We start from the raw sequence: 22,206 nt of genomic DNA on the forward strand, positions 1-22,206 counted from the left end.
TCGATCAAGAATCGAGAAGCGCCAGCCTCCGCAGTACGGCTAGCGTCACCGTCAGTCACACCGACAACGATCAGGAGAGCGACGCGATGGGCGCGAGCAGCGATGCGAAGAACAAGACGAGCAGGGACGGCTTCTCCGAGGACGAACGCGCTGCGATGAAGGAACGCTCCGCGGAGCTGAAGAAGGAGGCGACCCGCGGTCGTGGCAACAAGGCTGCCGCCGAGGAACTCGACGTGCTCTCGAAGATCGCGGAAATGGAGCCGTCGGACCGGGCACTGGCCGAACGCATCCACGCCATCGTCACCACCAACGCCCCGGATCTGTCGCCGAAGCTGTGGTACGGACAGCCGGCCTACGCCAGAAAAGGCAAGGTCGTGTGCTTCTTCCGCAGCGGGCACGGGGACAAAGAACCCTACTCAACCTTCAGCTTCACCGCCGAAGCCAACCTCGCCGACGCCAGCGGCCTGTGGCCCACGTCCTTCGCCGTGACCGAGGTCAGCAACGAGGTCGCGAAGACCATCACCACCCTCGTCAAGAAGGCCGCGAGCTGACGTACTGCGAGGGGGCCACTGCCAATCGTCGTGGTCGAGCCGGACGTGTCCTGACTCGACGAGTAGGGCTTGGTCAACAGGGATTTTGTCGCGATGATCGTGCCGAACCCGGTCGGTGGGCTCGGGCTGTCGGGGTTGCTCGACGGGGTGCTCGCCTGAACGCCGTCGCGTCGCGCGGCGCTTCGCTTCGCTTCGGCCGGATAGTGGTGGAGCCCGGTGAGGGGTGGCAGGCGTCGTCGTCGCGTAACGAGCGGATCGTGGCAGAGCCGGATGTCTGCGCGTGCCCTCCGGCTGGAGGGAGCTTGTCCTATCCCTGTGCTCCAATCCCGTCATGCATATCGTCGTCTGCGGTGCGCTGGTGGAGAACGGGGCGGTCCTGCTGGTACACCGCAGCCCGACCCGCCGGGCGTACCCGGATCTCTGGGACCTGCCCGGGGGGCACGTCGAAGCGGGTGAGTCGGAACTACAGGCCCTCGCGCGTGAGATGCACGAGGAGCTGGGAGTTCACATCGCGGCGGAGTCCTCGTCACGGTTGGGCGACCTGCGTGCCGGCAGTGGCGAGGACGCCGTCCGCGTGAGCGTCTGGCACATCCGAGACTGGGTCGGCTCGCCCACCAACGGTGCACCTGAGGAGCATGACGACATCGCATGGGTCGGGATCAGCAAGCTGGCCGGTCTTCCCCTCGTGTTCGGCGCCCTGCCGGCATTACTGCGTGCCCTGCCCGAGCCTGACCGGCCGCCTCGTCGCGACGAAGCACGGACAACCGCAACGCCGGACGGCCCGCGTGGCGACAGCGATCCCGCACCTCCGTGAACAGGTGAGCGCCGCCGCGTCCGCCGCCCATTCCCGCTAGTCTCTTTGAGTGATCAATCCGATCGAGCTTGTCATCTTCGACTGCGACGGAGTGCTGGTCGACAGCGAGCGCATCGCGGTCCGTGTCCATGTCGCGGTGGGCGCGGACCTGGGCTGGCCACTTACCGAGGCGGACGTGGTCGAGCGGTTCGTCGGCCGGTCCAGCGCGTCCATCCGGGAGCTGATCGCCGTCCGCCTCGGGCACGATGTGGCCGGGACCTGGGCGGAGCGGTTCGAGCTGGCGCACCGCCAGGAGGTGGACGCCGGACTGACCGCGGTCGAAGGGATCACCGACGCGCTCGACGCGATCAGCCAGCCGACATGCGTGGCCTCCAGTGGTACGCACGAGAAGATGCGGCACACCCTGGGTCGCACCGGACTGTATCGCCGCTTTGCGGGCCGTATCTTCAGCGCGACCGAGGTCGCCCGCGGCAAGCCCGCCCCCGACCTGTTCCTGCACGCGGCGGCGAACATGGGTGTCCCGCCTGCGGCGTGCGTCGTGGTCGAGGACAGCCTGTACGGCGCGCAAGCGGCCCGCGCCGCGGGCATGCGCTGCCTCGGCTACGCGGGCGGACTTACCCCCGCCCGTCGACTTGAGGGCTCCGCCACCGTGATCTTCGACGACATGCGCAAACTGCCGGCCCTGCTCGACGAGGTCTGAGCGCGTGCGACTGCGACAACCTCCACCGCGGCAGGGGCGAAGTCGAATACGATCCGCCGTCCGCCTGCCGGTCCGAGTCGCCGGGGAAATACCCGCCGGAAGCTGAGAACGAACGTTGTACGCCGGTGGATAAGCGGTTCCCCGAACGTCCGCTCGGCAGATCAGGATGTTGAGCGGGCCGCCGGTAGGTTTGCCCGTATGTCACCGATCCCGACGCCGCTGCTGCCCGAAACCCGACGTGCGCTGGTCCACCGGCTGGCCACTGGTCAGGTAGCGGGTCGGGCGCCTTCGGTCGTCGCTGCCGTGGTGCGTGATGGCAGTCCGGTATGGATGGACGGGTGGGGAACGGTGGACGGAAGGGTGCCGGATGGCGACCTCCAATACCGGATCGGCTCGATCACCAAGACGTTCCTGGCGGTGCTGGTGCTGCGCCTGCGCGACGAGGGGCGACTCGCGCTTAGCGACCCACTGGCCGCGCATTTGCCCGGCACGGCGGCGGGCCAGGCCACGGTCGGTGCGTTGCTGGCGCACACCGCCGGGCTGATGTCTGAGGCGCCCGGCCCGTGGTGGGAACGGACCCCGGGAGCGCTGCGACCCGACCTGGCCGACGTGCTGGGCAGCGATCCGCAGGTGCATCCGGCCGGGCAGCGCTACCACTATTCCAGCCCTGGCTATGCGCTGCTTGGCGCGCTGGTGCAGCGGGTTCGGGGGCAGGCGTGGGGTGAGGTGCTGCGGCGCGAGGTGCTGGAGCCGCTCGCGATGACCCGCACCACCCTGCTGCCGGTCGCGCCGCATGCCACGGGCTGGGCGGTGCATCCCTGGGCCGATGTGCTCCTTGCGGAGCCCGCCGTGGACACCGGTCTGATGGCGCCTGCCGGGCAACTGTGGTCGACCGTGACGGATCTGGCCAGGTTCGCCGCGTTCCTCATCGACGGCGACGACCGGGTGTTGCATCCGGACACCGTCGCGCAGATGCGTACCCCGGCGAGCCCGCCGGAGGCGACGGACTGGGAGAGCGGCTACGGGCTCGGCATGCAGTTGCTGCGCCGCGACGGCCGGTTGTTGGCCGGGCACACCGGCTCGATGCCGGGCTTTGTCGCGACCGTTTGGGTCAGCCCCGATGACGCTCTGGGTGCGGTCGTTATGGGTAACGTGACCGCAGGCCTGTCCGCCGGTGCGCTCGCCGCCGATCTGCTACAGACGGTCGCCGAGCGGGAACCGCGGATCCCTGCGCCGTGGCGACCGCTGCCCTCAGTTGACCCACAGCTACTGGATCTCGCCGGTCCGTGGTACTGGGGGCCGGCTCCTTATGTGTTGCGCCCGCAGGCTGAGGGCTTCCTGGACTTGGCCTCGCTGTCCGGCGGGCGCGGCACCCGGCTACGCCCCACCGACGACGGCGGCTGGGAGGGGATCAACGGCTACTTCGCCGGCGAACGGCTGCGGGTGCAACGCGACGCGGCTGGTGCCGTCAGCCACCTCGATCTTGGCACCTTCGTCTTCACCCGGCAGCCCTACGACCCTGCGGCGCCAGTGCCCGGCGGTATCGACCCCGCCGGTTGGCGCGCCGGCTGACCTCACGAACGCACTGATCTCGACACGACCGGATGTCCTCACACCTAGATGCGCGGTCAATGACGGCTACCACGGGTGATGGGAACCCTGGCGCTTGCACGCCCGGTCGGCGGCAGAATAGTACGGCTGACCTTGGCCGAGGCGGTCCACGGATGCGACACTGCGGCGGTGAGTTGGTCGCTCTTCGTGGTGCCGCTGGACGGTCTTTCCCAGGACGGCATGTCCGACTGGATTGCGTCGGCCGAGTTTACGCGAGGCATACCCGAACAGGTTCCACAGGCGCTGCCCCGGCCCTCGGTCGCCGAGGTCCTGGACGCTTTTGAGGCGGCAGGCTGCCACGGAACGAACTGGTTCGAGGTCGTCGGTGAAGACGCAGGCTCACGGCTACCGGAGTGCCCGAGTCCGGGTACCTGCGCGAGCACCGGAGGGCTGGACCTCGGTGAGGTCAGCGTGTACTCGAGCGGCGAGACTAGTAGCCAGCCGGCTGTCCTGGCGGACGCGGCGGTGGAGACGGTGGCCTTTCGAAAGCCGAATCCCGTCGCGGTGTTGAGAGCGGTATGTGCCTTGGCATCGTATGCAGGCCCTCAGTTGGTGTTCGACGAGTCGGCGGACCAGGCATTCGCCGTCTGGCCCGGGGAAGCGGCTGGCGAGTTGGAGGACGACTGGCCCTGGTGACCTTTAGCAACGTTCTCCGAAGACCATGATCACGTGCACGCTCATCGACAGATCAGGATGTTGAGCGACGACAGAGGTCGCTACGGTGTGTGATGGTGGGCCATGCGCCGCCGCGCACGGTCGGAGGCAGATCCGGATGGTGGCGCTCTGGTCTTTTCGCCGCCACGGCGCGAGTGCTCGACCTTCTGGGCGGCGTGGTTGCGTCCGCGGGCCGAGCACGGCCGCCGCTGACCCTGCCGCCACCCGACCGCAGGACAACTGTCAACCGCCGCCGTTCTCGACCCAGCCGCACCACAGGTATCCGGCCGACCCTGATCAGAAGGGGGGTGCGTCCTCGCCCATCAGCGCCAGCACGACGCCTCCCTTTCCGCTCTTGAGGCTCTGGACCACGACCTTGCCGGTGCTGCCGTCGGGCAACTCCAAGGTAAAGGTCTTCCCGACCGCGTTCTTGGGGCCATTGCCGGCGCTGTTGGCGGGTCGGAAGTCGCCTGCCCACGGTCGAACCCCGCCCTTGCGGGCGGGCTCGGCGAAGAGTGCGGCGGTGCCGGGGGTCCTGGTTCCGTCGGAGGAGAGAAGCACTGAGGCGCTGCGATAGGTAGCCATATACGTCAAGACTATCCCGGACCGCGCTCGTTTGCGCTACGACAACTGCCCCGCGACGCGGCTGGAGCGGGAGCAGGTGTCGTAGTCGGCGGAGGGCGAGCGCGTCAGTTCTGGATGGAAAACGCCGCGACGACACCGTCGTGGTCGGACCTGGTGCCGCCGACGATGTCGTAGCCGGTCATCCACATGATCTGGTACGCCGGCAGCCGCTTCCAGAAGTAGACGTAGTCGATGTGCCGGTTGCCGTGCGTACCGGTGCCCTTTTCTCCGTACAGGTTGAAGTTGGAACGCAGGTTCGGCAGCTCGTTGGCTTCGAAGACCTGCCACGGGAACTTCGCGTACCCGTAGGTCCGGTCGGCGCTGAAGTCGACGTTGAGGTCACCGCTGACGATGACCTGGCCCTCGCCCTGCTTGTCGACCGCCAGTTCCTTGAGACCCTGGAACTGCGCCTCGGCGCACCTGGTACGCGGCAGGTCCTCCGGCCGACCGGCGTTTTCGATGCTGGCCACCGCATGGGCGTTGATGTGGGTCACGACGCGGCCACTGGCCTTGTGCCGGTACTTGACCCAGTTGTTGTACCGGGCGGGCGGCACCTCGCCCGGACCGTTGGTGTCACAGACGAAGATCGAGCCCTTGTCGAGTACGTCGAAAATGCTCTTCTTGGCGATCAGCGCCTCGCCGGCCTGGTTGGTCCCGCCCGGTGCGTACAACCACCAGCCGTTGTCGGCGGCCCAGTTCTCCAGGAAAGCCTTGCGGTTGCCGACCTCGTTGAGACCGACGAGGTCGGCCTTGGACGCGATCAGGTTCAGGTCGTGCACGAAGTCGGCCTGGCTCAGTCCGTGGTAAATATTGAGCGTCCCCGCCTTGAAGGCCACGGTCGCCGCGGCCGCCGCCGGAGTGGCCGACAGCAGGGCCGCCACCAGCACGACCGCCCCCGCGAGGGCGCCCAGGGCGCGGGTGGACCAGTGTGTCGTCTTGCGCATCGACTTCCCTTCGTACGAAACCGCCGTCGGTGGCGGCCACCGCACGCTATCGATCTCAGTCGACGCGGCACCGAACAACGGGGAACAAAAGACCGACAGGTCCGCGCCGACCGGCGAAGGTAGCTATCCTCCCCGCCGTGACCTTCACTTCGCCGGTACCGCCGCTGGACCTTCGGAGTCTGTTTCCCGGCATCGAGGCGTTCGGCAGGACAGCGACGCGGTTGCACCCGCGGGCGGGGACGCCGGGTCTGTCGGACAGTCACGTCGCAGGCATGCTGTTGTGGCCGGCCGACGAGCCGTGGCCGACGTGTCGGGGGCCTCATCTCGTGCCGACCGAGACCTCGGTTCCGGCGGAAGTCGCCGCGCTGCTCAAAACGCCTCGCGTCGAGATGACGGCGCTTCTGCGGGAACGGATTCCCGGTTTCACCGGGATCCGGACCACCGAGGCCGGCACCGTCCTGTTGGGTTCCGAGGCCGTGACGGAGCCGATTCCGAGCCCGTTGGTGCCGGTGGCGCAGCTGCGTGCGGCCGACATCCCGGACCTGCACTGCCCCGTCGGCACGGACCTGTTGCAGGTGTTGTGGTGCCCCAACAGACACCACGATTCGGCGGGACCCCCGGTGCAGCTGAGATGGCGCGTGTCGTCGACGGTCGTCGACCCGTTGCCCGCGCCGCCGCCCCCGACCGTCGTACGCGCGGAGCAGTACCTGCTGCGTTCGTGTGTGCTGCACCCCGAACAGGTCACGGAGTATCCGTGGTGGCAGGAGCTACCCGCAGAGCTCGGGCGCCGGGTCCGCGACTTCGACGACAACTGCCAACTCGGCGAGCACGACTACTCCTCCGTGTCCCGGGCGCGCGGGTGGAAAGTCGGCGGCTACGCGACCTGGGCACTCACCGACCTCCTCCCGATGGACTGTCCCGGCTGTCACAGGTCGATGGACCTTCTTCTGACGGTGGACTCGTCCGAGTCGGAAGGCAGCAGTGCCTGGCTGCCCGTCGAGGACTCACATCTCCGACCATCGCGGACCGACCCGGAGTGGATGGCCGCCTACCAACCCACCGGTGTTTCTGTCGGCCGTGAGGGCCGGCTGCAAGTCTTCGTCTGCATGACCTGCCCCGATACACCGACCAGACAGATCATCCAGTAGTCCGGCAGCGGATCCGCGCGCTGCCGCACGGGGCCCATGGACAGCATCGGCATGGTTGATCATTGCTCGGTGATGAACCCTGCCGCGCTGCCGACCGATCCCGGTACGTTCTCGTTGGCCGTTCCGCCGCTGTTTGCCGCGCTGGCTCCGGCGCGGAGCATCCTCATCGCCGGGGCCGGCGGAGGGTTCGACGTGTACGCCGGCCTTCCGTTGGCCCTCGCGCTGTGGCGCGGCGGCGTACAGGTGCACCTGGCCAGCCTGTCCTTCTCCGAGCTCGAGTTGATCAACCAGGACGCGTGGGTGACGGAACACGTCGCGGCGGTACAACCGGACACCGCCAGCCCGGACTGGTACTTCCCCGAACGGACGCTCGCCCGGTGGCTTGCGGCTCAGGACCTGCCGTCGACCGTGTACGCCTTTCCGCCGCTGGGCGTGCAGACGTTACGGGAGGCGTACCGGCACCTGGTCGACCAGCTCGACATCGACGCGGTGGTGCTGGTCGACGGGGGCACCGATGTCCTGCTGCGCGGCGACGAGAGTGATCTCGGCACCCCGGTGGAGGACATCACCAGCCTGGCCGCCGTGGCCGCGCTGGACGTACCGGTCAAGCTGGTGACCAGTCTCGGCTTCGGCATCGACGCCTACGACGGCGTCAACCACGTCGAGGTGCTGGAGAACCTTGCCGCGCTCGACCGCGACGGGGGCTACCTCGGCGCCCTGTCCATCCCGGGTTCCAGCCGGGAGGCCGCGCTGTACCGCGACGCTGTCGCCGACGCCCTGGCCGCCACCCCGGACCGGCCGAGCATCGTCCAGGGACAGATCGCCGCCGCCACCAGCGGGGCGTTCGGAGACGTCCGGTTCACCCGGCGCACCGGCAGCGGCGACCTGTTCGTCAACCCGCTGATGGCGATCTACTTCACCGTCGACCTCGACAAACTCGCCGCCCGATGCCTGTACCTCGACCGGATCGAGAACACCGTCGGCAGGCGACAGGTCATCACGCGCATCCAGGCGTTCCGCGACGAACTCCCCGGCGCACGCATCCCCCGCGCGTATCCTCACTGAGCGCCCGGACGGCAGGCCGGGCGCGAACCCGTGCCACCGGAGTTGGATCAGAGAATTTCGACGTACCCGTCGCTTCCGTGCACGCGGATCCGCTGCCCGTCGGGAATCAGCCGGGTGGCATCGACCACCCCGACGACGGCCGGCAGGCCGTACTCCCGTGCGATCACTGCGCCGTGTGTCATCAATCCTCCGACCTCCGTCACCAGGCCGGTGATGGCGACGAAGAGAGGCGTCCAGCTCGGATCCGTGTGGGCCGTGACGAGGATGTCACCCGGTTCGAGGTCAGCCCGGGCCATGTCCAGGATCACCCGGGCGCGCCCTTCGACGGTCCCGGCGGAGACCGGCAGGCCGACCAGGGCGCCCGCTGGCACGTCGTCGCGTCGGTACGCCCCCGTGACGGCCTCGCCGTCGGAGGTGAGCACCCGGGGCGGCGTGAGCGCGTGGTAAGACCGGTACGCCTCCTTGCGCTCCTGGATGAGCTGGTCATCCACCCGGTTGCCGCGTACGACGTCGTGGAGTTCGTGGAACGTGAGGTAGTAGATGTCCTCCTGCTCCGGGAGGACGTCGGCCTGCACGAGGCGCTCGGCCTCTTTCAGCAGAGCCTGCTTGTAGACGAAGTAGCGGCTGACGATCCCGTACTTCGGGTACTCCCGGTAGCCGATGAAGGTCCGTACCCGGTCGATCATCCGCTTGGCCTCGTCGGCTTTCTGGTCCCCGTCCGGCAGGGCCCGCAAGCGTGACAGGACGTCCTGTTCCTTCTCCTGTGCCTTCTGCCGTCCCTGCTCGAAGCGCCGTTCGGCGGCGCCCGGCCCGAAGTTCCTGACGTTGTCGAGGATCACGGGCACGAGCGTGGTGGGGCGTTCGCGCCAACGCGGCCTCGTGATGTCGATCTCGCCGACGCAGCGCATCCCGTACCGGTCGAGGTAGACCTCGACGGCCTCGCGCGCCTCGGTCCCGCCCGCGAGCTTCGGCAGGTCGTCCAGAAAGCCGTCGTCCTCGACGCCCTCCAGGAAGGCCACCACCTCCGGGTACGGGCGGATCACGTCCGCGACGTCGAGCAGTGCGAGCCCCATCTCCGACGTGATGTTGCCGGGGGCGGACAGCGTGAGGGTGTCGGCCGCGTTCTTCTCGCCCAGCCACTCCTGCAGCTTGTCGTTGAGCCACCAGGTGGCCTCCATCCCCGCCATGATCGCCTGGATGCTCAGCGGGTCGCTGAGGACCCGCTTGTGATCCTGGAAGGCCTCCAGCAGGAAGTCGAACAGCGCCGGTCCGGTCTTCGTCCGGATGTCGCGCTCCAACGCGGCGATGGAGACCTGGCTGCGCGCGATCAGCTCGGCGACGATGGCCGGATCGGTCTCGATCGGGGCGGGCGCCTCGCGGGGTGGCGGCCCGCCGGGGCCGGCGTCCGGGATCGTCGGGACGAAGTCGTCGCGGTCCAGGACGGTCTCCAGAGCGTCCCTGATCAGCGGATCGCCTCTCCCCATGACGTCCAGGAGGCCGGCGCGGCTCGCGGGCGAGGTCAGGCGCGGGGTGACGTCGACGAACAGCCTTCCGCCGGCCTCGTGCATCGGTGCCAGGGCCGTCAGCTGCCACACGGAGACACCCAGGGGCTTCATGGGGTCGGTCATCATCTGCCCGTGACCAACGGAGACGTAGACATGGTTGTCCTGGTCGCCGGCCTCCGGGATGGGAAAGAGCGTGGTGATCGGCCGGCTCTGCACGATCTGGAAGCCATCGTCGACCAGGCACCATTCGATGTCCTGCGGGCGGCCGAAGTGCGCCTCGATCCGCCGCCCGAGTTCCACGAGCCGCACGACCTGTACATCCGTCAGCGCCGGCTGCTCCTGCCGCCGCGAGTCGATTGCCACTTCCTGCGTACCGCCGGCCGGCAGGGCGTGCACGGCACGCTGTTTGGCGGCGATCGCCCTGGCGACGATCTCGCCGTCGCGGACCTTGAAGACGTCCGGGTTCACCAGGCCGGAGACCAGGGCCTCGCCGAGGCCGAAGCCGGCGTCCACGGTGGCGACCCTCCGGTTGCCCGTGACCGGGTCGGCCGTGAACAGGATGCCGGCCGCGTCCGGCAAGACCATCTGCTGTACGACCACGGCCATGCGGACCGTACGGTGGTCGATGCCGTTGCGCAGGCGGTACGTCACGGCCCGCTCGGTGAACAGTGACGCCCAGCACCGGCTGACGTGATCGAGGATCGCCATCGGCCCCACGACGTTCAGGTACGTGTCCTGCTGGCCGGCGAAGGAGGCTGTCGGCAGGTCCTCTGCCGTAGCGCTGGACCGGACGGCGTACGCGACTCGCTCGCCGAGCCGGGCGAGCGCGCGGGTGATCGCCGCCGCCAGGTCGACGGGGATGGCAGTCCCCTCGATGGTCCGGCGGATCTCCGCACTGAGCGTACGGATCGTCTCCCGGTCGTCCGGGGTCAGGCGGGACAGTTGATCGAGCAGATCGTCGACCGACGGCGCTTCTGCCATGATCCGCCGGAAGGCGGCCGTCGTCACGCAGAAGCCAACCGGCACGCGGATGCCTTCGAGCCGCGACAGCCCGCCCAGGTGTGCGCCCTTGCCGCCAACAACCGCGACCTGAGTCGCGTCAACCTCTTGAAGATCCAACACGTACCGCTCGATCACCCGTGCCCCCGTTTTCGCAGGTTGTGGCCTCGGCCGACGATTCTGCGCCACGACCCGGGTCTTGCCGCAAGCCCCCCGGTGCGCTATACGTTAGAAGTGGCAAGGAGAGAAATCTCCTTGCCTTTGCTTTTGTCGGCCGCCTCGGGCCGGCGGATACCTGGCCTTCGTCGCCCACTACCCCCGGCAACACCGCTCGCCATCTGTTCGACCGGACGGGACCCCCGGGACACGCGGCCGGCAGCGTACGGGTGCGTCGCGTGGTTTCTCAGGCGGGTCGCTGACGTGCCGCAGCGATCTCGGCGTGATGGTCGACCGCCCAGTCGGCCAGAGCGGAGAGCGGTTCCAGGAGGCTGACGCCGAGGGGCGTCAGCCGGTACTCGACGCTCGGCGGCAACGTCGGAAACACTTCACGTTCGACCAGGCCGTCGCTCTCCAGCGTGCGCAACGTCCGGGTGAGCATGCGCGGGCTGATGCCCTCCACGGCCCGATGCAGCTCGTTGAACCGGTACGGATGCCGACCGAGCAGGGTGACCAGCAACAGCGTCCACTTGTCGCTCACCCGCCACAGCACGTCGGTGACCGGGCAGCTTTCGTACTCGCCTATCGGAACAGGCGTCGGCAGCCGATGGTCGGGTAGTGAGGCACTCACACCGATGTTACTTGTGGACATGAAAATGCCTTCTTTCGCCTCCGCCGGCCGGCTGCCCAGAATGAGCACGTCATTGAGCAACGATAATGGGGGACGACATGGGCGTCGTGGTCATCAGTGGCGGCACGAACGGGATGGGACGTGCGTTGGCCCTCGGGCGGGCCGAACGCGGCGACCGGGTCCTGGTCCTCGGCCGCAGCCGTGAACGCGGCGAGGCGCTGGCCGGCGGCTCGATCGCCTTCCTTCCCGTCGACCTGTCCAGTGTGGCGCAGACGCGGCAGGTCGTCGAACACATCCTTACCGAGTACGAGGTCGTGGACGCGCTGGCGCTGTTCGCGAATGCCGTGGCGCCGCGTCGCATCGTGACAGTCGAGGGCCTGGAGCGTACGTTCGCGCTCTACTACCTCAGTCGATATCTGCTCAGCTTCGGCCTGCGTCCGGCCCTGGACCGGGCTGCCGCGCCGGTGGTCGTGAACGTCGCCGGTGTCGGGGTCACCAGAGGCAAGGTGCACTGGGCCGACCCGCAGCTGGCGTCGGGCTACTCGGCCGTGGCCGCACAGTTGCAGGCAGGTCGAGCCAACGACCTGCTCGGCGTGGGTTTCGCCCAGCGCTCCGGCAGCCGCGCCCGATACGTGCTCTACCATCCCGGATTCACCAGGAGCGGTGACCGTACCCCGCTCCCGCTGGTGTTCCGCGGGCTGCTCGCGGTGGCGGCGGCGGTGGCGGCCCGACCCGTCGTGGACGCGGTAGCGCCGGTTCACCGGTTCCTGGACGCGCCGCCGGCCGCGCCGGTGACCGCCGTCGACCGGAAGAAGTCGCTTCCACTCAGTTTCCCGACCCTCGACCCCCAGGACGCCGAGCGGTTGATGGACCTCACCGAGAAGCTCCTGAATTGAGCCTGTCGATTCGGCAGTTCCCACCATGGACAGCAGTCGGTCAGGTGCGGGGACGGTTGGTGATCCCGTCCAGGATGGTGATCAGGTTGTGGTGGAAGGTTTCCTCGGCGTTGTGGTGGGCGCCGTCGATGACAAGTCGGGCGACGGTGGGGTAGCGGCCCGTCTCGAGCATGCGGGTCAGGTAGGGCCCGAGGGTGGCCTGCCAAGCGGGCTCGTCCGTGCCGGTCGAACGGGCGGTGCGTCGCTCGGTGATCTCCCTGCGGAGTGCTCCGACGATGAACGCGTTGAGGGCGCCCAGGGCCCGCTGGAGGTCGTCGACACCGCGCAGGCCAGGGGCCTGGCTGAGCGCCGCCGCCGTCGATTCGCCCACGGCGAGCGCGTGCGGTCCCAGGTGCGGCCGTCCGCCGAGCAGGTCGGCGAACCACTCATGTTCGAGAGCGGCATCGCGGGTCCGGTGGACGATGGCCAGGACCGTGGCGCGCCACTCGGCGTGCTGGGCGGCCTCGGCGATCTGGGCGTACACGGCGTCGAGCATGAGGTCGAGCAGCTCGGACCTGTTGGCCACGTAGTCGTAGAGCCGCATCGGACCGACTCCGAGCTCTTTGGCGATCTTGCGTACCGACAGCCCGTCGAGGCCGTGCGCGTCGGCGAGCAGGATCGCCGTGGCGGCGATCTTCGCGCGGCTCAGTGGCACCGGAGCCACCCTCGGCTGAGGCTCCGGCCGTTCCCAGACGGGCAGCGGTGCGCTACCGTACGGCGTATCCATGAGGTACAGCGTACGGTAAGGAAGATGACGATGCGAGTAGCCATCGCCGGCGGCGGCCTTGGCGGGCTGACCCTGGCCCGGATCCTGCACCGACACGGCATCGATGCGGTGGTGTACGAGCGCGAGGCGAGCCGAGCCGCCCGATCGCAGGGCGGCTCGCTCGACCTGCACCCGGAGTCCGGGCAACACGCCCTGGCCGAGGCGGGTCTCGCCGGCCGGTTCCGGTCCGAGGCGCGCCCCGAGGGCGAGGAACATCGCATCCTCGACCCAGCAGGACGCACCCTCGTGCACCACAAGCCATCTCCCGGATCATTCTCCGGGCGTCCCGAGATCGACCGGAGCGTCCTGCGTGATCTTCTGCTGGATTCGCTTCCCGGCGACGCGGTTGCCTGGCAGCACCGGCTCGTCTCGGCGACACCACGATCCGGCGGGGGCTTCGGGCTGACGTTCCAGGGTGGCCGCGGAACCGACTGCGACATCCTCATCGGTGCGGACGGCGCACGCTCGGCCGTCCGGCCACTGCTGACCGACGTGAAACTGTCCTACGTGGCCACCCTGGTCGAGTTGGGCATCAGCGACGCCGACCGGCGCCACCCGGGCCTCGCCGAACTGGTCGGCCCCGGCAACCTGTGGTGCATCGGCGTGAACCAGATCCTCGCGGCTCAACGCCTCGGCGACGGCAGCATCCGGGTCGGGATCTCACTACGCGCAGAAGATCGCGACATCGACTCGTACCGTAGTAAGCGCGCTCTGCTGGAGATGTTCGAAGGCTGGGACCCGAGCCTCACCGCACTCATCGAAGCCGGCGACAGCGCGCCGACGCCGCGCACGATCGAAGCGATGCCCATCGGCACCCGCTGGGCCAACCGGCCGGGCATCACCCTCATCGGTGACGCCGCGCACCTCATGCCGCCGGTCGGCGAGGGTGCCAATCAGGCCATGCTCGACGCCGCCGAACTCGCCGGCGCACTCGCCGCCAACCCCACCGAACCGGAATCGGCGATCCGGACGTACGAGGAGGCGATGTTCACCAGAACGCACTCGATCGCCGAAATGTCGGCACGGGTCCAGGCGATGATGCTGTCCCCGACCGCAGCGGACGACATCACCCGCTTCTTCACGGCGCGGCCCACCGAGCCGTCACCCGCAGAGTGAGAAGGATGAAGTTCACCGGTCCTGGAGCAGCCCACGTTCGGCCATGTAGGCCCGCAACGTTTCGGCGTCCTCGGCGGACATCAGGCGGCGTGGGATCACGGTCGCCGGCATCCGGCCGACGTACACGATCCAGAACTCGGGGGTGTCGCTCACCCTTGCGACCCCGTCCCAGGCGATGCCGCCGGACTCCGAGCCGCTGCGCATCATGATGTTGTCGTCGGTGATGTCGTAGGCGCCCTCGACCGCGTAGCCGCCGGAGCGGCGCCGGGCGCGTAACCGGACCCACGGCAGGTACAGCATCGACAACAGGCCGGCTACGACCAGCGCGGTGCACAGCGGCGAGATCTTGTCGCCCCACGCGAACCCCTGCGAGACGGCGAGACCGATCGCCCCGACCGCCGCCAGGAGCGCGCCGATGTAGGTGTGCTTGCGCAGCCGAGCACCACTGAGCGCTGCGGCCACGCGGCCCGGGTACGCGGGATCGGCTGGGACGTCAAAACGGATGTGCACGCCAGAACGATAGTGCCCCCCGTACCCGCGACCCGAGCAGCGCTTCGATCCGGCGGCTGGCTGGCGTGGCAAACCCGGACACGTGGCCAGGATGTCGTGCCCGTGTGTGAGGCTTCGGGGCATGGCGACTTTCGTACTGATCCACGGCGGCGGGGGCAGCGCCTGGGACTGGCATCTTCTGGTTCCCGAGCTGGTCAGCCGTGGTCACGACGTGGTGGTGCCGGAGCTGCCGATCGAGGACCGGTCGGCGGGGTTTGCCGAGTTCCGCGAGACGGTCGTCAACGCGATCGGGGACCGGAGCGACCTCGTGGTCGTCGGACACTCGTACGGTGCGTTCACCGCGCCGCTGATTGCCGACAGGCTGCCGGTGCGGCTGATTGTCCTGCTCACCCCGATGGTTCCGAAGCCCGGCGAGAGCCCCGGGGACTGGTGGGGCAACACCGGTTACCGCGGCGTGGAGGGGCTCAGCGAGCAGGAGCAGTTCTACAACGGCGTACCGGCCGAGATCGTCGCCGAGGCCGGGGCGCATGTCAGGGACCAGGTCAGCGCGGAGTGGAACGAGCCGTGGCCGCTGGGCGCCTGGCCGGACGCGCCGACGAAGGTCCTCATCACCCGACAGGACCAGTTCTTCCTGGCGGACTTCCAGCGCCGGGTGGCCGCCGAACGGCTCGGGACCACCCCGGACGAGATCGACGGTTGCCACTCGGTGACGCTCAGCCACCCGGAGCAACTTGCCGACCGGCTGACCGCGTACCTGTTGCCCGAAGGCGCCGGGAGCCCGACCCACAGCAACTGACGGCGCCGCAGCGCGGTGGATGTGCTCGTCCGACCTGGCCCCCGGATCGCCGGATGCGGGCACCGCGAGAAGCGACGCGTGCGCCGCTGGCCCGGCCGGCTCTGCCGGTCCGAGCCCCTATAGTCGCGTGGTGAACGTGGATCAGGTCCGGCAGGCGTACGGGTCCGTCGCGGACCTCTACATCGAGCTGTTCGGCACAAGCGAGCAGGTACACGCCGACGACCTCGCCTTCATCGGGCGACATCTGGCGGGCCGACCGGGCACGGTGCTCGATCTGGGCTGCGGACCCGGCCATATCACCGACCACCTTCGCTCGCTGGGCGTCAACGCAACGGGAATCGACATGGTCCCCGAGTTCATCGACCATGCGCGGGCGGCCCACCCGAGCGGTAGCTACCAACTCGGGTCGTTCGAAAATCTCGCCGCCGCCGACCACTCCGTCGCCGGCATCCTGGCCTGGGGATCGTTGATCCATCTACCGCCGCAGGATCTCGACGGTGTGCTCGCCGAGTTCCGTCGAGTAATGGCCCCGGCCGGAGCGTTGGTGCTGGCCATCTTCGTGGGTGACGAGGTCGCCGCCTTCGACCACAAGGTCGTGACCGCCTACCGCTGGCCCGTCGACGAGTTCTCCGAGCGACTGACCCGTGCCGGCTTCACGGAGGTCGAGCGCCTGCAGCGGCCCGGCGACGGCACTCATCGGCCGCACGCCGCCATCGCGGCAGTCGCCACCGAAGGGTGAGCCGAGTCGGCCAGCCTCCCTGTCCGTTGCCCTCCACCTGTCCGGGGGCGGCGCGGGCGCCTGTCCGGGGAACTGTGGGGGGACGTCAGGTCGGTGCGGACGCGAGGGTGTCCGCCACGGGGCGACGTGCGGCGGCCAGCGCGGGGATGGCGGTGAGCACGGCGACGGCGAGCAGGACGCCGAGCGCCGCGGCGAGCATCGAGGAAGCGGGTGCGTACCGGTTGTCGCCCCCGGCGAAGAAGGTCACGAGACCGAAGGGGATTCCGGCGGCGACGCCCGGTATGGCGGGTAGCAGTTGCGCCACCGCCAGGCCCATCCCGGCCTGTGCTGGCGTCGCGCCGAGCGCGCGGGCGACGGCCAGCGGGTGCCGGGTGTCGAGGACGGCGGTCCAGGTGCTCACGACGGTGTTGAGCAGAGCGAGCAGGCAGACCACGCCGATGACGATGAGCAGGGCCTGGGTGGTTCGTTCGTCGCGGGCGTCGGGAAGGTCCGAGTAGCCGAGATCCAGCGGCTTGCGATCCTGCGCGAAGGCCATGAGTACGGCAGCGAGCGCGGTCGTGGTGACCAGGGTGTTCACCGTGACGAGCCGGGCACGGCGCGGCCGGCGTGCGTTGATGCGTACCCCGATCAGCAGGGCGGTGGGTAGCCGGCGGGACAGCCAGATGGCCCATCCCCGGCGGCGCGGGGGTGTGGCGGCGTCGGCCAACGCCTGGGTGGTGCTGGTGACGGCGGCGCGGATCACCGGTACCAGGGTCGCCGCGACGGCGATCCCGAGGGCGAGCGAGACGGCGGCGACCACCAGGCGCAGCGGTGGCGGGTGGACGCCGACCGAGCCGACGAGTCCGGCGGTCGGTCGGAACAGCGCGGGCGCGGCGAGCCAGCCGGCGGCCAGGCCGGTGCCGGCCGCGGCGAGCCCGATCACGAGATACTCGGCGAGGTGTACGGCGGCGATCATGGCCGGTCCGGCGCCGACTGCCTTGAGCAGTCCCACCCGGCGCCGCTGGCCGATCGCCCGGCCGGCGACGATGCCGGCGACCCCGGCCACCGCGAGGGCGGCCAGCAGCCAGCTACCGATCAGCAGGGCTTCGCGTGCCGGCGCGTTGAGCCGGTCGTTGGCGTCGGCGATGTCCTGCCCGGTGCGGAAGTGCCAGCCCCGGAACCTGGGGTTGCCGTTTGCCGGGTCGACGACCGTGATGCCGGCCGCCGGGTCGGCCAGCTTCAGATTCAGGGTGTACGACAACGGCCGGTTGCCGGCGAGCGTGGCGATGTCCGCCCGGTCGGCCCAGATCAGGCCACCGCCTTCGGTCAGGATGCTGCCCGGCAGGTGCCACCCGACGCGCGGGTACACGGGCCTGGCCGCGGTGACCGCGATCCCGGCCACGCGCAGCGGATGACCCTCGACGCTGACCGGGTCGCCGGTGCGGATGCCGAGGGCCTCGGCGAAGGTGCGCTCGACGACCACACCGCCGGGGCGTACCCAGGTTCCGTCGGTGACGGCCGGGCGGTCGACCGCGGCTGGCGCGTCGTCGCGGCCCTCGACGACGACCCGTACGGTCGTGTCGCGGGCGGTCAACGCCAGGAACGCCAGCGGGTGCGGCCCGCTGTGGTCGGTGACGCCGGGCAGGGTCGTCAGCGGTGCGAGCGCCTCCAGGGCTCCCGGGCCGGGAAATCCCGGCTCCACCACCAGGTCCGGACCCGCGGTGGCGACCCTGGTCCGCTCGTACGGGCCGGTGACGAGTTCCTTGAGGGCGAGGCCGAGGGTCAACGTCGCGGTCGCGGCGGTGACGGCGACCAGCAGCAGTATGGTCTCGGTCCGGCGCCGGGCAAGGTCCCGGACCAGCAGCCGCCAGACGAGCAGCAGGCGACCGGCCACGTCAGCGACCCCCGCCGTAGACGGTCCCGGTGCCGGCACCGGCGAGCCGGCTGTCGTCGGCGAACGCCCCGTCGCGCATGGAGATCACCCGGTCCGCGACCGCCGCGATCCGGGCGTCGTGGGTGACCACCACCAACGTCTGTCCCCCGGTGCGCAGCTCCTCGAACAGCCGCAGCACCTCCAGGGTGGCGGCGCTGTCGAGGTTGCCGGTGGGTTCGTCGGCCAGCACGACCAGCGGCTCGTTGCTCAGCGCGCGGGCGATGGCGACCCGTTGCCGCTGCCCGCCGGACAGCGCCGAGGGCAGGTACGCGGCACGGTCGGCCAGCCCCACCCGGTCCAACAGGTGCAGGGCCCGCCGACGGGCCCGACCGGGCTGCTGACCGGCCAGCAGCGCGGCCATCTCGACGTTCTCCACCGCGGTGAGCTCGTCCATCAGGTGGAAGGACTGGAAGACGAGGCCGATGTGCTGTCGCCGGAGTCGGGCCAGGGCCCGTTCGCTCATCGTGTCGATCCGGTGGTCGGCCAGCCACACCTCCCCGTCGGTCGGGCGTTGCAGCCCGCCGAGCAGGTGCAGCAGCGTGGACTTGCCGCAACCGCTGGGTCCCATGATGGCCAGCGCCTGCCCGGCGGGTACGTCCAGGTCGACCTCGTCGACCGCGCGTACCAGCGAGTTGTTCCAGCCGTACCGTTTGGTCAACCCGCGTGTGCGCAGCGCCGTCGATCCGGTCATGCCCCCGCCTTCTTCCGTTCGGTCCGATCACGCTCGGTCCACATGCGTTCGCACGCCTCCAGCCACTCCAGGTCGGCCCGCAGCCGCAGCACGACGCCCTCCAGCAGCAGCCCGGCGACCGGATCCACCGACCGGTCCAGTGCGGCCCGCTGGTTGTCGCGCAGCCGACGCAGCACCTCGCGTCGCTGCGCGTCGACCAGGGCCACCGGATCGGCCAACCGGGCGGACGCGGCGGCCACCAGCTTCAGGTGGAACTCGGTGAGGTCCGGCTTCGGCCAGCTCACCTCGGCCAGCCAGGCGGCGACCCGCTGCTGCCCGGCCGGGGTCAGGGCGTACACCCGGCGGTCGGGCCGGTCCGGCAGACCCTCGGACCGTTCCGAGGTCACCAGCCCCGCCTTCGCCAGCCGGGCCAACGTGACATAGATCTGCCCGGCGTTCATCGCCTCCCCGAGGGGGCCGAGCGCGTCCCGCATCCGGCCGCGCAGCTCGTACCCGTACGCCGGCTCCTTCGCCAGCATGGCCAGCACCACGTCCTGCACCCCGGCACACCCCTCGGATAGACCGCTAATAGATAACCGCTAGCTATGCCGCTGTCAACTCCGCCGGACCGACGATGTGTACAGTGGCCGCGTCAGCGACGAGGGGAGGTGAGCCCGGTGAAGACCCGACGTGACGCCTGGGCGCTCCACCCGGCCATCCCTGTCCGCTGACTTCGCGTCGGGGAGAGCGCCCTCCTGACCGGAGGAACAATGACCTTCTCCCCGTTCCGCATCGACGTTTCCGACGAGACCCTCGATGACCTGCGGGCACGACTGGCCCGTACCCGCTTCACCGCCGCCAGCGGCGATCGGCCGTGGCAGGCCGGCACCGACCCCGACTACCTGCGCGATCTCGTGTCCTACTGGGCCGACGGGTTCGACTGGCGCGCCCGGGAAGCCGAACTCAACACCCTGCCGCACTACCGGGCCCGGATCGACGGCCGCCGGCTGCACTTCCTTCGCGTACGCGGGAAGCGTCCGTCCGGCGCGCCCGCGCCGCTGCCGCTGATCCTGACCCATGGCTGGCCCAGCAGCTTCGTGGAGATGCTGCCGCTGGTCGACCGCCTGACCGACCCCGCCGGCCACGGGGGCGACCCCGCCGACGCGTACGACGTGGTGGTGCCCTCACTGCCCGGCTTCCTCTACTCGGAACTGCCGGAGGGTCCGCTCACCCGCGCGGCGATGGCGCGGACGCTGCACCTGTTGATGACCGACATCCTCGGCTACCACCGGTACGGCGCCTTCGGTGGCGACATCGGCGGTGCGGTCACCGGCTGGCTGGGCGCCCTGTATCCCGAGCAGGTCGCCGGCATCCACCTGATCCACCCGCCGTTCCCAGCCAGCTTCGACGCCCACCCGCTCTCCCCCGCCGAGCAGGCGTACCTGGATGCCGAAGCGGCGTACGACCTGACCGACGGCGGTTACAGCGCCATCATGGGCACCCGGCCGGACACCATCGCGGCGGCGTTGGGTGACTCCCCGGCCGGACTGGCGGCCTGGCTGGTGGACAAGTACCGGGACTGGAGCGACAACCACGGGGACCTGGAGAGCCGTTTCGACCGGGACACCCTGCTCACGGTCATCACCCTGTACTGGGCGAGCGGCTCGATCGGCTCGACGTTCCGGCAGTACGTCGACTTCGAGCACAACAGCCCACGACCCGACATCACCGTCCCTGCCGCGTTCACGGTGAGCACCGAACCGTCCCAGGCCAACTTCCCGCGCGAGATCGCCGAACGCGCCTGCACCGACATCCGGCACTGGAACGAACCGGGTAGGGGCGGACACTTCATGCCCCTGGAGGAACCGGACCTGCTCGCCGGCGAACTGAGGCGGTTCTTCACGTCGCTCCGCCCGTACTGACGGGTCAGGGGGCCGGGTGGAATCGGCCCGGCCCCCTGAGCGGGGTTCCTCGGCGCGTCCCGCCGCACGGTGGCGTCAGCCGGCCTCGGCCCGGGAACCTGACGCGCACGTGGTGACTCGCAGGTGCATGAGACTTCCGCAGTCGGCCGCTCTGCTCATTTCGGCCGTTGTCATTCTGCTTGCCGGGTGCACGACCGGGGCCCCCTCCGTACGGTCGGCTCCCGCTGTTCCGGCGGCGCCGAGCCCGACCAGGACGGGCTGCGGCTCCCCGGTTGACACCGGCCCGCTACCCGAATGGGCTCGGACCGGGTTCTCCGGCGACTCGAGCATGCCGCACGTTCTGGGCGACCGGGGTGACATCGTCGGCGCGATCTTCGGGTACCCGCTCACCGTGTCCCGGCCGGAAGGCCCCACCAACAAGATCCTCTGGGTGTCCAAGGTCTCGGACCCGCCCGGCGATCTCGTGATCGAGGCGAAACTCGACGCCTCGGACACCTCCGCGACCCGTCGCGTCACCGGCGGGCCCGGACCCTCCATCATCGACCTGCCCCAGCCCGGCTGCTGGCATCTCACCCTCACCTGGCCGGGCCACACCGACACCATGGATCTCATCTACCGATGACCGGCGGAAACCGGTACCGGTGCCATGCTCAGCCGGGCAGTGAGCTGCGCTCGCCTCCGTTGGCGACCACCACTGTTCCGTTGAGGTAGCTGCTGCGGCCGTCGACCAGGAACAGGACCACATCGGCGATCTCATCGGGCTCGCCCACCCGACCGCGAATGTTGACCTGCCCGAGCACCTCGATGTTCTCGCCGAGCATCTGCTCGGTGCCGGCGGTGCGTACCGGGCCCGGCGAGACGCCGTTGACCCGGACTCCGTTGGCACCGAATTCGGTGGCCCAGGAGCGGGTGAGCAGTTCCACGGCAGCCTTCGACGCGCCGTACGCGGCACCGACGGGTGCGGCCGAGGTGGCCGCGGTCGAGGTGACGTTGACGACGACACCGTAGCCGCGCTTCGCCATCGCCGGCGCCAGGGCACCCACCAGGAGGAAGGGTGCCCTGGTGTTGATCGCGACGTGCCGGTCGAAGCTTTCCGCGCTCGTCTCCGGCGTGCTGGTGAAGACGTAGATGCCGGCGTTGTTGACCAGGATGTCCACCTGACCGGCGTTGTCGGCCAGCCGGGCGACCTCCTCGGGGTTCGCCAGGTCGGCAACCACGAAGCGCGCCCGGCCGCCCCGCGCGACGATCTCGGTCACCACCTCGCTCCCCCGGCCCGGATCGCGCCCGTGCACGACGACCTCGGCGCCGCGGTCGGCCAACTTGAGGGCCACGGCGCGGCCGATGCCGGCGGTCGCGCCGGTCACCAGCGCGGTACGACCTGCGAGATCAGTGTCGACAGACATGACAACCTGCTTTCTGGGTTGGGCTACCCAATTTT

General features: G+C 69.6%; 23 protein-coding genes. 13 read left to right on the forward strand and 10 right to left on the reverse strand.

The window, feature by feature from the left end:
- Positions 1-86: 86 nt before the first annotated feature.
- The 5 genes from OIE47_RS03805 (at position 87) to OIE47_RS03825 (ending at position 4,312) form a co-directional block, all read left to right on the forward strand.
- Positions 87-551, forward strand: coding sequence for an iron chaperone (locus OIE47_RS03805; RefSeq protein ID WP_326560089.1), 465 nt, complete (start codon positions 87-89; stop codon positions 549-551).
- Positions 552-882: 331 nt separating this feature from the next.
- Positions 883-1,365 (forward strand): NUDIX domain-containing protein, encoded by a 483-nt coding sequence (locus OIE47_RS03810; RefSeq protein ID WP_326560090.1) that lies wholly within the window; start codon positions 883-885, stop codon positions 1,363-1,365.
- Positions 1,366-1,414: 49 nt separating this feature from the next.
- Positions 1,415-2,065: an HAD family hydrolase gene (locus tag OIE47_RS03815; protein ID WP_326560091.1), complete on the forward strand. Its 651-nt coding sequence runs from the start codon at positions 1,415-1,417 to the stop codon at positions 2,063-2,065.
- Positions 2,066-2,263: 198 nt separating this feature from the next.
- Positions 2,264-3,637 carry a serine hydrolase domain-containing protein gene (locus OIE47_RS03820; protein ID WP_326560092.1) on the forward strand — a complete coding sequence of 458 codons (1,374 nt, stop codon included), beginning with the start codon at positions 2,264-2,266 and terminating at the stop codon, positions 3,635-3,637.
- Between the two features lie 75 nt (positions 3,638-3,712).
- Positions 3,713-4,312 carry a hypothetical protein gene (locus OIE47_RS03825; protein ID WP_326560093.1) on the forward strand — a complete coding sequence of 200 codons (600 nt, stop codon included), beginning with the start codon at positions 3,713-3,715 and terminating at the stop codon, positions 4,310-4,312.
- A gap of 315 nt (positions 4,313-4,627) precedes the next feature.
- Here OIE47_RS03825 and OIE47_RS03830 read toward each other — a convergent pair whose 3' ends face one another.
- Both OIE47_RS03830 and OIE47_RS03835 read right to left on the reverse strand, forming a co-directional pair.
- The gene (locus OIE47_RS03830) at positions 4,628-4,915 is read right to left on the reverse strand and encodes a hypothetical protein (RefSeq protein WP_326560094.1); all 288 of its coding nucleotides are present in this window, start codon (positions 4,913-4,915) and stop codon (positions 4,628-4,630) included.
- A gap of 104 nt (positions 4,916-5,019) precedes the next feature.
- Complete coding sequence (locus OIE47_RS03835) at positions 5,020-5,898, reverse strand: endonuclease/exonuclease/phosphatase family protein (protein ID WP_326560095.1); 879 nt, start codon at positions 5,896-5,898, stop codon at positions 5,020-5,022.
- Positions 5,899-5,927: 29 nt separating this feature from the next.
- On the opposite strand from OIE47_RS03835, the gene OIE47_RS03840 reads away from it, so the two are divergent.
- Positions 5,928-7,046 carry a hypothetical protein gene (locus OIE47_RS03840; RefSeq protein ID WP_326560096.1) on the forward strand — a complete coding sequence of 373 codons (1,119 nt, stop codon included), beginning with the start codon at positions 5,928-5,930 and terminating at the stop codon, positions 7,044-7,046.
- Positions 7,047-7,118: 72 nt separating this feature from the next.
- Positions 7,119-8,111, forward strand: coding sequence for a DUF1152 domain-containing protein (locus OIE47_RS03845; RefSeq protein ID WP_326562982.1), 993 nt, complete (start codon positions 7,119-7,121; stop codon positions 8,109-8,111).
- A gap of 47 nt (positions 8,112-8,158) precedes the next feature.
- Here the strand turns inward: OIE47_RS03845 and rph are convergent, their stop codons facing one another.
- Both rph and OIE47_RS03855 read right to left on the reverse strand, forming a co-directional pair.
- Positions 8,159-10,753, reverse strand: coding sequence for a rifamycin-inactivating phosphotransferase (gene rph / locus OIE47_RS03850; protein WP_326560097.1), 2,595 nt, complete (start codon positions 10,751-10,753; stop codon positions 8,159-8,161).
- Between the two features lie 265 nt (positions 10,754-11,018).
- A complete protein-coding gene (locus tag OIE47_RS03855; RefSeq protein ID WP_326560098.1) occupies positions 11,019-11,483 on the reverse strand; it encodes a winged helix-turn-helix transcriptional regulator in 465 nt (154 codons plus the stop codon).
- A 17-nt stretch (positions 11,484-11,500) separates the two neighbouring features.
- On the opposite strand from OIE47_RS03855, the gene OIE47_RS03860 reads away from it, so the two are divergent.
- Positions 11,501-12,298: an SDR family NAD(P)-dependent oxidoreductase gene (locus OIE47_RS03860; RefSeq protein ID WP_326560099.1), complete on the forward strand. Its 798-nt coding sequence runs from the start codon at positions 11,501-11,503 to the stop codon at positions 12,296-12,298.
- Positions 12,299-12,338: 40 nt separating this feature from the next.
- On the opposite strand, the gene OIE47_RS03865 is transcribed toward OIE47_RS03860, so the two are convergent.
- Entirely contained in the window at positions 12,339-13,064 is a 726-nt protein-coding gene (locus OIE47_RS03865; protein WP_326560100.1) for a TetR/AcrR family transcriptional regulator, read from the reverse strand.
- A 24-nt stretch (positions 13,065-13,088) separates the two neighbouring features.
- Between OIE47_RS03865 and OIE47_RS03870 the strand changes: the two genes are divergently transcribed.
- The gene (locus OIE47_RS03870) at positions 13,089-14,219 is read left to right on the forward strand and encodes an FAD-dependent oxidoreductase (RefSeq protein ID WP_326560101.1); all 1,131 of its coding nucleotides are present in this window, start codon (positions 13,089-13,091) and stop codon (positions 14,217-14,219) included.
- Between the two features lie 12 nt (positions 14,220-14,231).
- On the opposite strand, the gene OIE47_RS03875 is transcribed toward OIE47_RS03870, so the two are convergent.
- Positions 14,232-14,729, reverse strand: coding sequence for a YcxB family protein (locus tag OIE47_RS03875; protein WP_326560102.1), 498 nt, complete (start codon positions 14,727-14,729; stop codon positions 14,232-14,234).
- Positions 14,730-14,850: 121 nt separating this feature from the next.
- Between OIE47_RS03875 and OIE47_RS03880 the strand changes: the two genes are divergently transcribed.
- Both OIE47_RS03880 and OIE47_RS03885 read left to right on the forward strand, forming a co-directional pair.
- Positions 14,851-15,525 carry an alpha/beta fold hydrolase gene (locus OIE47_RS03880; protein ID WP_326560103.1) on the forward strand — a complete coding sequence of 225 codons (675 nt, stop codon included), beginning with the start codon at positions 14,851-14,853 and terminating at the stop codon, positions 15,523-15,525.
- Positions 15,526-15,655: 130 nt separating this feature from the next.
- Positions 15,656-16,264 carry a class I SAM-dependent methyltransferase gene (locus OIE47_RS03885; RefSeq protein ID WP_326560104.1) on the forward strand — a complete coding sequence of 203 codons (609 nt, stop codon included), beginning with the start codon at positions 15,656-15,658 and terminating at the stop codon, positions 16,262-16,264.
- 85 nt (positions 16,265-16,349) lie between these two features.
- On the opposite strand, the gene OIE47_RS03890 is transcribed toward OIE47_RS03885, so the two are convergent.
- From OIE47_RS03890 to OIE47_RS03900, 3 genes are read right to left on the reverse strand one after another with little or no spacing between them, the layout of a single operon-like run.
- Entirely contained in the window at positions 16,350-18,137 is a 1,788-nt protein-coding gene (locus OIE47_RS03890) for an FtsX-like permease family protein (protein ID WP_326560105.1), read from the reverse strand.
- A gap of 1 nt (position 18,138) precedes the next feature.
- On the reverse strand, positions 18,139-18,867 hold the full coding sequence (locus tag OIE47_RS03895) for an ABC transporter ATP-binding protein (protein WP_326560106.1): 729 nt from the start codon (positions 18,865-18,867) through the stop codon (positions 18,139-18,141).
- A complete protein-coding gene (locus OIE47_RS03900) occupies positions 18,864-19,406 on the reverse strand; it encodes a PadR family transcriptional regulator (protein WP_326560107.1) in 543 nt (180 codons plus the stop codon). The genes OIE47_RS03895 and OIE47_RS03900 overlap by 4 nt, the downstream gene beginning before the upstream one ends.
- 210 nt (positions 19,407-19,616) lie before the next feature.
- Between OIE47_RS03900 and OIE47_RS03905 the strand changes: the two genes are divergently transcribed.
- Together OIE47_RS03905 and OIE47_RS03910 are read left to right on the forward strand one after the other, a co-directional pair.
- On the forward strand, positions 19,617-20,768 hold the full coding sequence (locus tag OIE47_RS03905) for an epoxide hydrolase family protein (RefSeq protein ID WP_326560108.1): 1,152 nt from the start codon (positions 19,617-19,619) through the stop codon (positions 20,766-20,768).
- Between the two features lie 328 nt (positions 20,769-21,096).
- On the forward strand, positions 21,097-21,390 hold the full coding sequence (locus tag OIE47_RS03910) for a hypothetical protein (protein ID WP_326560109.1): 294 nt from the start codon (positions 21,097-21,099) through the stop codon (positions 21,388-21,390).
- A 28-nt stretch (positions 21,391-21,418) separates the two neighbouring features.
- Here OIE47_RS03910 and OIE47_RS03915 read toward each other — a convergent pair whose 3' ends face one another.
- Positions 21,419-22,171 carry an SDR family NAD(P)-dependent oxidoreductase gene (locus OIE47_RS03915; RefSeq protein WP_326560110.1) on the reverse strand — a complete coding sequence of 251 codons (753 nt, stop codon included), beginning with the start codon at positions 22,169-22,171 and terminating at the stop codon, positions 21,419-21,421.
- Between the last annotated feature and the right edge of the window lie 35 nt (positions 22,172-22,206).

The sequence above is a fragment of the Micromonospora sp. NBC_01796 genome (assembly GCF_035917455.1).
In the GTDB taxonomy this organism is placed as follows: Bacteria; Actinomycetota; Actinomycetes; order Mycobacteriales; family Micromonosporaceae; genus Micromonospora_G.

Excerpts from the sequence above, each read along its gene's own strand:
- OIE47_RS03915 (WP_326560110.1), bottom strand. The coding sequence starts at position 22,171 with ATGTCTGTCGACACTGATCTCGCAGGTCGTACCGCGCTGGTGACCGGC.
- OIE47_RS03810 (WP_326560090.1), top strand. The coding sequence starts at position 883 with ATGCATATCGTCGTCTGCGGTGCGCTGGTGGAGAACGGGGCGGTCCTG.
- OIE47_RS03905 (WP_326560108.1), top strand. The coding sequence starts at position 19,617 with ATGACCTTCTCCCCGTTCCGCATCGACGTTTCCGACGAGACCCTCGAT.
- OIE47_RS03860 (WP_326560099.1), top strand. The coding sequence starts at position 11,501 with ATGGGCGTCGTGGTCATCAGTGGCGGCACGAACGGGATGGGACGTGCG.
- OIE47_RS03835 (WP_326560095.1), bottom strand. The coding sequence starts at position 5,898 with ATGCGCAAGACGACACACTGGTCCACCCGCGCCCTGGGCGCCCTCGCG.
- OIE47_RS03845 (WP_326562982.1), top strand. The coding sequence starts at position 7,119 with ATGAACCCTGCCGCGCTGCCGACCGATCCCGGTACGTTCTCGTTGGCC.
- OIE47_RS03870 (WP_326560101.1), top strand. The coding sequence starts at position 13,089 with ATGACGATGCGAGTAGCCATCGCCGGCGGCGGCCTTGGCGGGCTGACC.
- OIE47_RS03820 (WP_326560092.1), top strand. The coding sequence starts at position 2,264 with ATGTCACCGATCCCGACGCCGCTGCTGCCCGAAACCCGACGTGCGCTG.
- OIE47_RS03865 (WP_326560100.1), bottom strand. The coding sequence starts at position 13,064 with ATGGATACGCCGTACGGTAGCGCACCGCTGCCCGTCTGGGAACGGCCG.
- OIE47_RS03895 (WP_326560106.1), bottom strand. The coding sequence starts at position 18,867 with ATGACCGGATCGACGGCGCTGCGCACACGCGGGTTGACCAAACGGTAC.
- OIE47_RS03880 (WP_326560103.1), top strand. The coding sequence starts at position 14,851 with ATGGCGACTTTCGTACTGATCCACGGCGGCGGGGGCAGCGCCTGGGAC.
- OIE47_RS03830 (WP_326560094.1), bottom strand. The coding sequence starts at position 4,915 with ATGGCTACCTATCGCAGCGCCTCAGTGCTTCTCTCCTCCGACGGAACC.
- OIE47_RS03910 (WP_326560109.1), top strand. The coding sequence starts at position 21,097 with ATGCCGCACGTTCTGGGCGACCGGGGTGACATCGTCGGCGCGATCTTC.
- OIE47_RS03805 (WP_326560089.1), top strand. The coding sequence starts at position 87 with ATGGGCGCGAGCAGCGATGCGAAGAACAAGACGAGCAGGGACGGCTTC.